Source organism: Maribacter sp. Asnod1-A12, from assembly GCF_045063735.1.
Lineage (GTDB): Bacteria > Bacteroidota > Bacteroidia > Flavobacteriales > Flavobacteriaceae > Maribacter.
Genome location: NZ_JBEFNZ010000006.1, coordinates 3,235,841 through 3,248,766 on the forward strand (window position 1 = coordinate 3,235,841; position 12,926 = coordinate 3,248,766).

The window sequence follows — 12,926 nt, forward strand, 5'->3', positions numbered from 1 at the left end:
AAAAATTTATGCATTTCATCGTAATTCCCTGTACGTAAACAACATTACAATAATTCGGGTCGTTATTGCAAAAACCCGAATCAAACATGAAATCAAACCTATCAGTAAGAAAAGCATGTTTTATGGCTATCAGTGCGGCATTTTTTGTGTCTAGTTGTAGTGATGAAACAACAGTTTTTGAAAACTCCGAAGATAATCTAGTAAACGAAACAGATCAATCAAAACTTGATAATAGTGTAAGTTTTGAGCGTGCAGGTGTTTTAGATATTTATGAAGACCCATCGACAACGGCAAAACGATTCAATTTGACCGGTAAAACTGAAGAAGCAGGTGATTATCCGCTTTCATTGGTAGCGCAAATTGCTCCTCCATCTTTTGTTAATGGCGAAAATTTGGCAGCAACACATGTTGCTTTAGATGGTGATTATGGCTTTGTATCTTATAATACGGTTGGTCAAGATTATGTTGGTGCAATTGATGTTATTGATATCAGTGATCCAACGGATCCAAGAGTGACCTCAAGAGTATATTACACGAATGCAGATTTAAACTCCATAGCTTACGATGATGGATATATTTATGTTGCAGGAGGGGTGGATTCAGAGCAATCTGTTACCGCAACCGCTAATTCATTAATAGCAAAAATAGCAGTGAGTGGTGGTAGAATGAATACTTCAGACATTACATATGGTTTTCAAGAAGGCTTTAATGCTACCGATGTTCGTGTTTTAGATAACAATGTTATTGTAACCAGTGGACAAGACGGCTTCGTTGTGGTGTATAATAAAAATGATTTAAGTGCTGTTGGTGAAGCTGCTTTTTCGGATTTACGCTCAGTAGCTTATAGTGGTAGTGAATTGGCAGTATTAGATGCTCATCAAGGAGTTGCTTTTTTAGATCAAAATTTGAACACATTAAGAATTATAAGTATTAATTCTGATTTTGGTGTTGATGCCAAAAGAACATTAGATTTTTTTAGTGAAAATATAATTGTTTCTGAAGGAACAAAGGGTGCAGGTGTTTATAATGCAACTTCTGGCAGTTTTGTAGAATACTTACCTATTATAACAAATCCTGAAAATGCAGAGCCAGGCGAAATAGTAACCAATGGCGTTGCGGTTAATGAGAAGGTTTTGTTAATGGCTAACGGTGCTGGCGGATTAAGTCTGTCTGAAAACAAAGATGATGGGACAGTAGGTGTCGGTGTTATAGAATTGACAGGTTCTATAAACTATGTGGCTTCTCAAGATGATTATATTTTTGCGGCATCGGGTGAATCTGGTTTTCAAATTATTAAATTGAACAGACCTGACGATAGTTTGGTTACACGTTGTGAAGATTTGATATCGTACTCTGGTACATCATATTTGAATGTAAATGACGGAGATGATTTGGCATATAATGGATATAAAAGATTTTATAATATCAACGTCGGTGGTAATTTGCTGTTATGTGGTTCTTGGAGTGTGAGTGATGGAGTGAATATTAACAGTAATGGTTTGTTCGAAATGAATGGTACCATGGTCGTGGGTAGAAATTACAGTAGAAGAAATGTCGCAATAAATTCAGGGGCAACCTTGAGAGTTGAAGGGAATTTAACGATTTATGGTGATTTAATATTAAATGAAGGAGCTACTATAGAGTTTATAGGTGATGATTCGGTGGTTAATATTTTTGGTAGTGTTACTAAAGGGTCTAATGCTACGGTTGAAGGTGTTTTTAGAGACGTTAGAGGAGCATTTTAATTCATATGTTATATGGCAACGCATAAAAAAAGCCCGAACAATTTGTTCGGGATTTTTTATTTATAACTGTAATCTAATTTAGTAACTCTGCTACTTTGGCTTCTAACGCTGGTCCTCTTAAGTTTTTAGCGATAATAACTCCGTTTTCATCTAATAAGAATGCGGCAGGTATGGCGTCAACATTATATAGTTGTGCAATTTTATCGTCAAAATAAGCTATGTTAGAAATGTGGTTCCATTCTAGACCATCTTCTGATATTGCCTTTCTCCATGCTTCTTCCGTTCTGTCTAAAGACACTCCTAATACGTTTAAGCCTTTGTTATGGTATTTATTGTAAACAGCAACAATATTCGGGTTTTCAGCCCTACAAGGTCTGCACCATCCAGCCCAAAAATCGATAAGCGTAACTTTCCCCATAACATCCTTTAAGGCTAATTCTGTACCGTCTAGACTAGGGCCTGAAAAATCTGGAGCTATTGCACCGATACTTGAGTTCTTGCCGGCTGCTTCAGAAGCTTTTAGTTTTTCAATACCATCTAGAATTTGTTTTCCAGGTTTTGAATTTTTAATCTCTTCAGATAAAGTTTTATAAATACCTTCAACCTCTTCTAAGCCAATGGCTTTTGTAGCAATTGCTCTATCAAGAACTAATGCTGAAATCAATGCCTTTGGGTGGCTTTTAACATAATCTAATTCAAAGGTCTTATACTCTTCCTGAAGCTCTTTCATTTCATCTTGTAAAGCTAATGCAGCCTCACCAGAAGCAGTTTTCATATCTTGTTGAATAGATTGTGCTTGTAAAGATATCTCCCTTGATTGCTCCATATAATCAGAAAAAGAATCGTTCTGGAATGTGCCGCTAATTTCAGCGAAGCCCATACTATCTTTTTGTGCACTAAACTGTATTTCGCCATTTTCAAGGATTACCGCGGTATATCCAGGTAGTTGTTCAACAAAGATATAATGAAGCTCAGGAATATCGGATTTTCCCGTAAAGGTAAACTCACCATTCGTAGTGGTAGCGGTATCTACTTCCATTGGTTGATTGTTCTCGCCGATTTTCTTCAAGAAAATACGAGTTCCATCTGTCATTTCTCCTCTCAACTTACCATTTAGGGTAAAGCCTTCTGGCTTTGAGTTGCAGCTGAACAATAAAACGCCTGCAAGCAGTATTAAAATACTATTTTTCATAAATTTCACTTAGGTTAAGTTACAAATGTACTTATATATAGGATATAAAAAAAGACCCTTAACGCAATGGTTAAAGGTCTTTTTAATATTGTTATAATTGAGATTAAAACTGGTAGCGTATACCGAGTCCGATATCAAAATCAAAATTATCCGAAAAACCGTCGTAACCTACTACTCCAAGCTCTGGTCTAAAATCCAATGATATAATTAAAGGAATATCAAAGTTATATTCTATACCTACGTCGCCAGCGGCAAACACAAATAATCCACCGTCATCTCCAGGGAAATCAACACTTCCTAGTCCGCCTCCAACGCCGTAATACCATTGAAAATCTCCTTCTATTGGACGAACCCATTGGTAAAGTCCTGCAATTTTAAACGCATTAAAATTCCTACTATCTCTCCATCCTAGATCAAATTCAAGTCTGGTATCTCGTGTAAGAGACTTTTGATAACTGATTTCGGCTCCAAATCCGTCACTGTCGCCTAATCGTAATCCTAATGCATGATTAGATATTTCTTGTGCGGAAAGCGAACAGGTTGCCATAAAAATGAATACGGTAATACCTTTTAAAATCTTCATATAGTTATTCCTTTTTGTGATGAAAAATGAGCCGATTTGTAATGTGACTCACACAATAAAACTTAATTTAGCAATCAAAATTGTGTTACGTTGGATAATAATTCGCTGTTAAAGTTACGACAAGATATAGAGGGAGATGTACGATTTGATAATCTTACGAAGACTATTTACGCTACAGATGCATCAGTTTACCGAAAAATACCTCTAGGGGCAGCTTTTCCAAAGAGTGTTGATGATATTAAAAAAATCATACGCTTTGCCAACGATGAAAACGTAGCACTTATACCAAGAACTGCAGGAACTTCTCTAGCTGGACAATGTGTAGGTGATGGTTTGGTGGTTGATGTGTCAAAGCATTTTACGGAAATCATAAGTCTAGATAAGGATAAGAAACAAGTAACTGTTCAACCAGGAGTTATTAGAGATGAGCTGAATCAATTTCTAAAACCATATGGATTGTTTTTTGGACCTAATACATCAACATCAAATAGATGTATGATCGGTGGTATGGTGGGTAATAATTCTTCTGGTACTACATCTATACAATATGGGGTAACTAGAGATAAGGTTATTTCAATGAAAACCATACTTTCAGACGGTAGTGAAGCTGAATTTGGAAGAATAACAGCAGCAGATTTCAAGCAAAAACAACTTGGTAAATCACTTGAAGCATCACTTTATAATAATATTTTTAAAGAACTAGATAATAAAGACATAGCATCTGAAATAAAAGAACATTTTCCCAAGCCTGAAATTCACAGAAGAAGCACTGGCTATGCCGTAGATGAATTATTGAAATCAGATGTTCTAGGAGGGGAATTACCGTATTTTAATATGGCAGAATTGCTGTGCGGCAGTGAAGGTACCTTAGCTTTTACAACAGAAATCACCGTTCAATTAGACGACCTTCCGCCGGCATTATCTGCAATGGTTGTTACGCATTATACCTCTTTGGAAGATTGCTTAATGGATGTAGTTCCTGTAATGGAACATCCGTTGCAACTATGTGAAATGATGGATAAAGTCATTTTAGATTGTACAAAAAATAACCGGGCGCAATTGGCAAATCGTTTTTTTGTAGAAGGTGATCCGGCAGCATTATTAATGCTACAAGTTTCTGCACATACAGAAACTGAATTGAAAGAAGCGGTAGCGTCGTTACAAAAAACCATAGCCAAATCTGGACTCAGTTATTCCAATCCTGTGTTATATGGAGATCAGATACCAAAAGCGATTGAGCTAAGAAAAGCAGGGTTGGGTCTGTTAGGTAATATAGTTGGGGACATGAAAGCCGTTGCCTGTATAGAAGATACTGCGGTAGCCTTGCCGGATTTAAAGGATTTTATTGCGGAGTTTTCGGTAATTATGAAAGGTTATGGTCAGAGCGCGGTATACTATGCTCATGCAGGTGCTGGTGAACTGCACTTAAGGCCTATTCTAAATCTTAAAAAATCAACAGATGTAAGTTTGTTTAGAAACATAACCACAGATGTTGCCAAATTGACTAAAAAATATAAAGGTTCATTTAGCGGGGAGCATGGTGATGGTATTGTCCGTGCGGAGTTTATCCCAATAATGATAGGTAATAAGAACTATGAACTTCTAAAAAGGATTAAATCTTATTTTGATCCTAAAGGTATTTTTAACCCAGGTAAAATTGTAGACGCCTATCCTATGGATAAGTCGTTTAGATACGAAGTTGACCGTAAAGAACCAGAGATAGAGACATTGATGGATTTTTCGGATAGTGAGGGAATACTGAAAGCAGCTGAAAAATGTAATGGAAGTGGTGATTGTAGAAAGACCCACCACATGAACGGTGGTATGTGTCCAAGTTACCACGCAACCAAAAATGAAAAAGATACTACTAGGGGTAGGGCAAATACTTTGAGGGAGTTTTTGACGAACTCAAGTAGTTTGGCAAAGAATAGTTTTGATAGTCCTGAAATTAAGGAGGCTTTTGATCTATGTTTAAGTTGTAAGGCTTGTGCAATTGAGTGTCCAAGTAATGTAGATGTATCCACTTTAAAGGCAGAGTTTTTATATCAATATCAAGAGGCTAACGGGTACTCTTTAAGAGGTAAATTGTTTGCGTATAATACCAAGTTAAATGGATTGGGGAGTAAGGTTTCTGGTTTAACAAATGCCGTTTATGATTCCAAATTTCTAGGCGGTTTGTTGAAAAAGACTAGCGGAGTGGCTAAAGAACGTACTTTACCCAAAGTTTATAGTTTTAATTTTAATAAACATCTTAAAAAATATGATAATCAGTCTATTAAGTTAAATAGTAAAGTAGTTTTATTCATAGATGAATTCACTAAATTTTTAGATATTGAGGTAGGTAAAGATGCTATTGAACTATTATCTAAACTTGGCTACGAAATTGAATTGTACTACGCAGAAAGTGGAAGAACATTTCTATCAAAAGGCTTTTTAAAGCAAGCTCAAAAACTAGCGATTAAGAATACGCAAGAATTAAAAAAATTCGCAGATGCAGGTTTACCGATTTTAGGTTTAGAGCCTTCGGCGATCCTATCTTTTAGAGATGAATACAAACGTATGACCTCGGATAAAGAAACAGCACAGAAAATAGCCGATAACTCATTTTTAATAGAAGAGTTTTTGGCAAGGGAAATAGCAGAAGGCAATTTGAATTCTTCTGATTTTACAGAAGAAGCTAGAGATATAAAAATTCACAATCATTGTCATCAAAAAGCATTGAGTAATCAAAAAGTAACTTTTGATGTATTGAATCTGCCGACAAACTACAAGGTTACCATAATTGCATCTGGTTGTTGTGGTATGGCTGGTTCTTTTGGTTATGAAGAAGAGCATTACGAAACCAGTATGAAAATTGGCTCGTTAAAATTGTTTCCTGCCGTTAATAAATCATCTACGGAAACAATTATTGCTGCCAATGGCACTAGTTGTAGGCATCAAATATTTGATGGAACAAAAAGGATTGCTAAGCACCCTGTTAGTATTTTAAAAGAAGCTTTAATTGTTTAAAGATCGTTTAGACCGTCTTTTTCTTTTTGATTTTTAAGTTTTCTTTCTTTTCGTTGTGTGATTGTAGCTATAAGCTCGTTTATATTCATAGACTTAAGCTCTTCGTCCATATAAAATGAAGCCAGCTTGTCATTTTCATATCTGTATAGTTTCCAACGTTTAAAAGAATACTCTAGTGCGGTCATGTGTTTAACCCAATCTCCAGAGTTTAAGTATAAACATTCCCCTTTTCTATTTTCAAAAAGCTGCTTGTTTGGAAAATGGCTATGACCGCATACGACATGATCGTAATGTTGGTTAATTGCCATTTTGGCAACGTTGTTTTCAAACGATGCAATTTGTTTTGGGTCTCGTTCTCCGTATTCCAATTCAGAATTGGAGAATGGTTTGTTTTTTTTGCCGAAGAGTTCTAATGTTTTTGTTTTTAGTTTAGCAAGTTTTAGTAAAGTATCAAAACCAATACCGCCAAAATTCAACAACCAATGAGAATGTCGAAATGAAAAGTCAAAAATATCACCATGAAAGAATAAGGTGTTTTTTCCATTAAGTTTTAATATAAGTCTATTAGAGACTTGTATGGCTCCCATATAAATTTCATCAATCTTTCGAAAAGGCTCATCGCGATTACCGGTAATAAAATGAACAATTGTTCCTTTAGAGGCTAAAGAAAATATTTTCTTGACCACTTTTAGGTGAGAAGGAGGGAAGTAGTTGTTCTGCATTTTTTTTGCATCCAAAATATCACCGTTGAGGATTAAAATTTTTGGATCTATACTAGAGAGGTATGTAAGTAATTCCTCCGCATGGCATGCATATGAACCTAAATGTATATCAGAAAGAACAGCTATTTCAAGACGGCGTTTTTTCAAGTCGCTAATTTTATAAGCAAAATTAAACCTAATGGTATATGCAACAACTACTTGTATGGTCAATAATCTTTAATCATAAGGTTAAATAATCATTATCACAAATGACTAAGGTTAAGCTAATATTAAGCGCTTTATAAATTTTTCTTTCCAGCATTTAACATTTACCTTTGAGATTAGTTAAACTGTAAATTTTACAGTTTATATTACATTATTTAGAACGTATTTATTATGGCCGGAAATACCTTTGGAAATATATTTAGGGTAAGCACTTTTGGAGAATCACATGGAAAAGCGATTGGTGGAGTTATCGATGGTTGTCCTTCAGAAATAGAATTAGATTTCGACGCAATACAAAATGACTTAAATCGTCGAAAACCAGGTCAATCAGCCATAGTTACCCAAAGAAAGGAGCCGGATGAAGTTGAGTTTTATTCTGGAATATTTGAAGGTAAGACTACGGGAACTCCTATAGGTTTCGCAATTCATAATACGAATCAGAAATCTAAAGATTACGGACACATAAAAGATTCATATAGACCATCGCATGCAGATTATGTGTACGATAAAAAATACGGATTTAGAGATTACCGTGGTGGTGGTAGAAGTTCTGCTCGTGAAACGGCAAGTAGGGTAGTGGCAGGTGCTATTGCAAAGCAGTTTTTGAAAGGTGTAGAAATTCAAGCTTTTGTATCTCAAGTAGGAGACATGCATTTAGGTAAGCATTATACTGAATTAGATTTATCGTTAACGGAAACTAATGACGTGCGTTGCCCTGATCCAGAAATGGCATCAAAGATGGAAGAATATATCAAGTCTATTAAAAAAGACGGAGATACCATTGGCGGTATAATTACCTGCGTGGCTAAAAATGTACCGATTGGTTTAGGCGAACCTGTTTTCGATAAGCTCCATGCTGAATTGGGTAAAGCAATGCTATCTATTAACGCTGTCAAAGGTTTTGAATATGGTAGTGGTTTCGAAGGTGTTAAGATGAAAGGTAGCGAACACAACGATCAATTTAATAATGATGGTTCTACTAAAACCAACTATAGTGGTGGTATCCAAGGCGGAATAAGTAACGGGATGGATATCTATTTTAATGTGGCATTTAAGCCGGTTGCAACTGTTATACAAGGCTACGAAACTATTGACAAAGAAGGTAATACCATTCAAACACAAGGTAAGGGTAGGCATGATCCTTGTGTTGTTCCAAGAGCTGTACCTATCGTAGAGGCTATGACCGCATTGGTTTTAGCAGATTACACCCTATTGAACAGGACTATTAAATTATAGGTTTCGTTTTTAGTACTTTTCCTTGCAAAATACTATCTTACTTCCCTAAACTAATATATTTATGAGGAAGCTTGAGTTGCATTGGCAAATTCTATTAGGAATGTTGGCGGGGGTACTAGTTGCATTAGCAATGGTCCAATTAGAATGGGGTCCGAAATTTATATCCGATTGGATCAAACCTTTTGGTAATATCTTTATTAATTCACTAAAGCTTATTGCAGTTCCGCTTATATTAGGTTCTTTAATAAAAGGAGTTTCAGACTTAAAAGATATTTCAAAGCTTTCTCAAATGGGTGGTCGTACCATAGGAATATATATAGCTACCACCGTTATAGCTGTGCTAATAGGTTTGGTCGTAGTAAATGTCGTGAAACCAGGAGCTTCTATTACCGAAGAAACTAGAGTAGAATTAGTAGAGAATTACAAAGGTGATGCAGATGCTATTAAAAATAAGGCGGATAAACAGAAAGAAGCTGGACCATTACAGGCTTTAGAAGATTTAGTTCCTAATAATATCTTTAGTGCCGCTTCCGATAATGGGAATATGTTACAGGTCATATTTTTCGCGATATTTTTTGGTATAGGCTTAATTTTAATACCGGAAGAGCAGGCTAATCCTGTAAAAAAGTTTTTCGACGGATTTAACGAAGTCATTTTGAAGATGATAGATTTAATAATGTTAGCTGCACCATACGGAGTATTTGCATTATTGGCAGCATTGGTTGTAGAGTCACCAAGTTTAGATTTATTTAAAGCTTTGGCTTGGTATGCCTTTTGCGTCTTGTTTGGACTATCGTTAATGTTAGCCGTGTATATATTAATGGTTTGGGTATTTACAAAAACACCTCCAAGTACCTTTATGAAAGGTATGTCGCCAGCTCAACTTCTAGCTTTTTCTACAAGTTCAAGTGCAGCTACATTACCAGTAACAATGGAGAGGGTTGAAGAACATTTAGGTGTAGATGAAGAGGTAACTAGCTTTGTACTGCCAATCGGAGCAACAATTAACATGGACGGAACTAGCTTGTATCAAGCAATTGCAGCGGTTTTTATAGCCCAAGCTTTTGGAATGGATTTGAGTTTATCTGCCCAACTAGGTATAATAGTAACTGCTACATTAGCATCTATTGGTAGTGCTGCAGTGCCAGGTGCGGGTATGGTTATGCTTGTTATAGTTCTTGCTCAAGCAGGTATACCAGAAGCGGGTCTAGCTTTAATTTTCGCTGTTGATAGACCGTTGGACATGTGTAGAACTGTTATAAATGTTTCAGGTGATGCTACTGTTTCAATGATGGTAGCGAAATCTGTTGGAAAACTAAATAAACCTAAAGTTAAAAATTGGGACGATAATTATAAAAAATCATAATAAACGACCTAATTGCTAGCCTTTGGGGTATTTACAAAAAATGAAATACTGTTTTATTAAAAGTCTAAAAAGAATTAATTCTTTTTAGACTTTTTGTTTTTAAGTTTGTCTGCGCCTTCGGTAGCATCCTTATAATTCAGATCATCATCTGTAATTTCTTTGTATGCTTGAACCCAAGCATTTCTGAATATTCGCGTTACAGTAGGCCAAATCTTTGTTTTTACATTGTTTAAGTCTCCTTCAACCGGTATTTTGGTGGCTAGTGTGTCTTCTTTGTGATTTTTAAGAATGAATTTAAAGAAACCTACAAAACCTTCCCATAAGGTTTTTATAAAGCCGTCATCCTTTCCAATAAGTTTGGCGTTCTTTAAAATGGGTTTAAATGAACCTTTCATATATCCATCTGCAATTGCTAGTTCGCCGAATAGGTCAAAAGAACCTTCATCAAAATCGATACCAGCGTAATAGTTTGTAAAGTCATTTAGTGCCTTGGCATTAGCATCTTCTAGACTGAAATTGATGTCCATATCGGGAATCTCTTTAACTAAATTCATATTTCCATCTAATAGCACATTACCGTTTCCAATAGATGTAGCGGTAGCATGTATGTTTGATGGTAATGTTCTTGTTTTTTCAACAACATTTCTAAGGTTGGTTGCCGAAAGCTGAACATCATATAAATTTAAATCTATATTTGGGTCTGCTTGTAATTGTAAAAATGCAAATTTGCCTTTTTCAATAGTTAATCGGTTAATATCTATAGGTACTAAGTCGGTAAGGGCTTTTGTCCAATCTTCAACATCTGCTTGATCTGTTGTATCTTGTTGTTGATCTTCAAAAACGTAGATAATAGTAGGTTCTGTCATTTCAATTTCACTAACTATTCTACCATGAAAAAGTGCATTCCATTCTATAGATATATCTGTTTTTTTAAAATCTAAGAAAGGTATTTCAGTATTAGCTTCAACCATATTTAAATACATACCATTTATGGTATAAGCACCTCTAATAATTGAAAGGTCTATATCTTCAACCTGGCCGTAATAACCAGGAATATCGGCAAGAACCTTATTAACATAATTCTTGACAAAGTAGGGGAGAGCTAATCTAATTAAAATTAAAAGTGTAATAAGTATAACAGGTACTACATATCTTTTTTTCTTATAACTTTTTCTTTTATTTACATCCATAATAATACCTTATTTAAATCAAACTTCGAAAAGATAAGTTATAGAGATAAAAGGAATTGAATTAAAACGGAATTGGGGCAAAAGAAAAAGCTTTAGGATTAAAACTTAAGTTGATCAGGAAATATTTTCATATTATTAAATGAACTTGCTTTTCAATTCATTGGTAGGAATCATGCATTCCTCTTTTTTGCCATACCATTTATACCGATTCTTTGCTATAAAATCGTATACGATATTTCTGAAAGACTCTGGGAGCCATAATAAAATCGTCGATACAGTATTGAGACCTTTTAAGTTTTTGCCAATTTCAAGCGCTGCCGTTGATTTAATGTAATAGGCAATATTTAGTTCGATTAGAATAATTGAATCAATATCATTAATATCAATATTTCGTTCTGCTAATAAGCTTTTGCCAGTTTTACTTTGTAAAGCTGCATAGCGAAAGGTATCGTTTTCATCTCTTTTGATTACGTATTGCACTGTGCTATTACAGAGATTACAAATACCGTCAAACAAAATTATTTTTTTATCCATTCTCATAATTTAAAGATACAATAGGCTACAGAGTTTCTAAAATTATCTATAGAATTTAAGAATCAATTATGAGTTCTCTTATTTATCTTATTGATGGTATAATTCTTATTCGAAAACAAACATATACCTATAACAAAATCATATACGATTTACTGTAAATAATTGTAAATCAATTATAAACGGAATATTTGAGTTGTAAAATGTATTAATAATGATCTGTTATTACTTCTCTTAAAGTAATCTGGGCAGTTTTATCATAATCATCATGCCAACCAAAGTAATTTCCAGTTTTGAAATAATTTTGATAAGCATAACCATTACCAACGTAATCATACATAAGGGTGTAATCTATATCAATGTTTTTTGCTTCGCATTGTAACGCATAATAACATTTACCATCTTCTATTTTCAATTTAAAAGTGAAAATTTCATTTTCGACATCTGCGATATCTTCTTTAGTATCGTAGGCGCTTGTCCATGGTTCGCCTTCATTTGGTTTTAGGTAATAATCTAATTGTATTGTTCCACTGTTCCAGCGAATTTTTACTGTGGCCGGTGAACCTTCTATACCTTCTGTTTCTTTACCATGAATCTGAGCAACAATTGTTCGACCGTTACCTTGTACAAAGTCGACGTTCATAGTGGTTTCTAATATGTGTGTGCCCTCATCCATGTACCAATTGTCATCAGTACTTTGATTACCTTGCCAAAATTCTCTAAGCTCAGTTCTGCAATACTTATTACCTAGTTCTGAATACCCTGAAGTTGTAAAGCCTGTAAAACGCGTAAACATGGTATAAGTACCATCTTCATTTTTATAAAAATATTCAGACTCTTCATTTGTAAGTTGTTCATTTATAATATCTTCATAAAATATAGATGTTGCCTTATTGTCTCCGTTGTTTATAGGTACCGATAAATACCAGTTTTCCCAATTAATAATACTTTGAGTAATTTCTTCCTGGGGTTCTTCAGTTTCTTCTTCTTCGGCTATAGTTTCTTCCTCTTCTATAATTTCAATTTCATCTTCAGGAACTTCTGGATTACTATCTGTAGATGAACATGAAAAATTGATAAAAACAAGACTAATTGTCAAAAGACAAAACAGGGGATTTTTCATAATATTTAATTTTTACCTGATAAAA

10 protein-coding genes are annotated in these 12,926 nt (G+C 34.7%); 4 read left to right on the forward strand and 6 right to left on the reverse strand.

Annotated features, from left to right (window positions below):
• The first annotated feature begins 86 nt into the window (after nucleotides 1-86).
• Nucleotides 87-1,745: a hypothetical protein gene (locus ACJJVP_RS13900; protein ID WP_405414437.1), complete on the forward strand. Its 1,659-nt coding sequence runs from the start codon at nucleotides 87-89 to the stop codon at nucleotides 1,743-1,745.
• 73 nt (nucleotides 1,746-1,818) lie between these two features.
• On the opposite strand, the gene ACJJVP_RS13905 is transcribed toward ACJJVP_RS13900, so the two are convergent.
• Both ACJJVP_RS13905 and ACJJVP_RS13910 read right to left on the reverse strand, forming a co-directional pair.
• Entirely contained in the window at nucleotides 1,819-2,937 is a 1,119-nt protein-coding gene (locus ACJJVP_RS13905; protein WP_405414439.1) for a redoxin domain-containing protein, read from the reverse strand.
• Nucleotides 2,938-3,040: 103 nt separating this feature from the next.
• Nucleotides 3,041-3,520: a hypothetical protein gene (locus ACJJVP_RS13910; protein WP_405414441.1), complete on the reverse strand. Its 480-nt coding sequence runs from the start codon at nucleotides 3,518-3,520 to the stop codon at nucleotides 3,041-3,043.
• A gap of 90 nt (nucleotides 3,521-3,610) precedes the next feature.
• On the opposite strand from ACJJVP_RS13910, the gene ACJJVP_RS13915 reads away from it, so the two are divergent.
• The gene (locus ACJJVP_RS13915) at nucleotides 3,611-6,529 is read left to right on the forward strand and encodes an FAD-binding and (Fe-S)-binding domain-containing protein (protein WP_405414442.1); all 2,919 of its coding nucleotides are present in this window, start codon (nucleotides 3,611-3,613) and stop codon (nucleotides 6,527-6,529) included.
• Here ACJJVP_RS13915 and ACJJVP_RS13920 read toward each other — a convergent pair.
• Nucleotides 6,526-7,398 carry a UDP-2,3-diacylglucosamine diphosphatase gene (locus ACJJVP_RS13920; RefSeq protein WP_405414443.1) on the reverse strand — a complete coding sequence of 291 codons (873 nt, stop codon included), beginning with the start codon at nucleotides 7,396-7,398 and terminating at the stop codon, nucleotides 6,526-6,528. The genes ACJJVP_RS13915 and ACJJVP_RS13920 overlap by 4 nt on opposite strands.
• 228 nt (nucleotides 7,399-7,626) lie before the next feature.
• Between ACJJVP_RS13920 and aroC the strand changes: the two genes are divergently transcribed.
• A complete protein-coding gene (aroC, locus tag ACJJVP_RS13925) occupies nucleotides 7,627-8,691 on the forward strand; it encodes a chorismate synthase (protein ID WP_405414445.1) in 1,065 nt (354 codons plus the stop codon).
• A gap of 61 nt (nucleotides 8,692-8,752) precedes the next feature.
• The gene (locus ACJJVP_RS13930) at nucleotides 8,753-10,057 is read left to right on the forward strand and encodes a dicarboxylate/amino acid:cation symporter (RefSeq protein ID WP_405414446.1); all 1,305 of its coding nucleotides are present in this window, start codon (nucleotides 8,753-8,755) and stop codon (nucleotides 10,055-10,057) included.
• A 74-nt stretch (nucleotides 10,058-10,131) separates the two neighbouring features.
• Here the strand turns inward: ACJJVP_RS13930 and ACJJVP_RS13935 are convergent, their stop codons facing one another.
• The 3 genes from ACJJVP_RS13935 to ACJJVP_RS13945 form a co-directional block, all read right to left on the reverse strand.
• Nucleotides 10,132-11,247, reverse strand: coding sequence for a DUF748 domain-containing protein (locus ACJJVP_RS13935; RefSeq protein ID WP_405414448.1), 1,116 nt, complete (start codon nucleotides 11,245-11,247; stop codon nucleotides 10,132-10,134).
• Between the two features lie 135 nt (nucleotides 11,248-11,382).
• The gene (locus ACJJVP_RS13940) at nucleotides 11,383-11,787 is read right to left on the reverse strand and encodes a thiol-disulfide oxidoreductase DCC family protein (protein WP_405414449.1); all 405 of its coding nucleotides are present in this window, start codon (nucleotides 11,785-11,787) and stop codon (nucleotides 11,383-11,385) included.
• Nucleotides 11,788-11,986: 199 nt separating this feature from the next.
• Nucleotides 11,987-12,901 (reverse strand): polysaccharide lyase family 7 protein, encoded by a 915-nt coding sequence (locus ACJJVP_RS13945; RefSeq protein WP_405414450.1) that lies wholly within the window; start codon nucleotides 12,899-12,901, stop codon nucleotides 11,987-11,989.
• Between the last annotated feature and the right edge of the window lie 25 nt (nucleotides 12,902-12,926).

Bases quoted from the DNA above. Each gene is read 5' to 3' on its own strand.
- ACJJVP_RS13900 (WP_405414437.1), top strand. From the start codon at position 87: ATGAAATCAAACCTATCAGTAAGAAAAGCATGTTTTATGGCTATCAGT.
- ACJJVP_RS13905 (WP_405414439.1), bottom strand. From the start codon at position 2,937: ATGAAAAATAGTATTTTAATACTGCTTGCAGGCGTTTTATTGTTCAGC.
- ACJJVP_RS13910 (WP_405414441.1), bottom strand. From the start codon at position 3,520: ATGAAGATTTTAAAAGGTATTACCGTATTCATTTTTATGGCAACCTGT.
- aroC (WP_405414445.1), top strand. From the start codon at position 7,627: ATGGCCGGAAATACCTTTGGAAATATATTTAGGGTAAGCACTTTTGGA.
- ACJJVP_RS13930 (WP_405414446.1), top strand. From the start codon at position 8,753: ATGAGGAAGCTTGAGTTGCATTGGCAAATTCTATTAGGAATGTTGGCG.
- ACJJVP_RS13935 (WP_405414448.1), bottom strand. From the start codon at position 11,247: ATGGATGTAAATAAAAGAAAAAGTTATAAGAAAAAAAGATATGTAGTA.
- ACJJVP_RS13940 (WP_405414449.1), bottom strand. From the start codon at position 11,787: ATGAGAATGGATAAAAAAATAATTTTGTTTGACGGTATTTGTAATCTC.
- ACJJVP_RS13945 (WP_405414450.1), bottom strand. From the start codon at position 12,901: ATGAAAAATCCCCTGTTTTGTCTTTTGACAATTAGTCTTGTTTTTATC.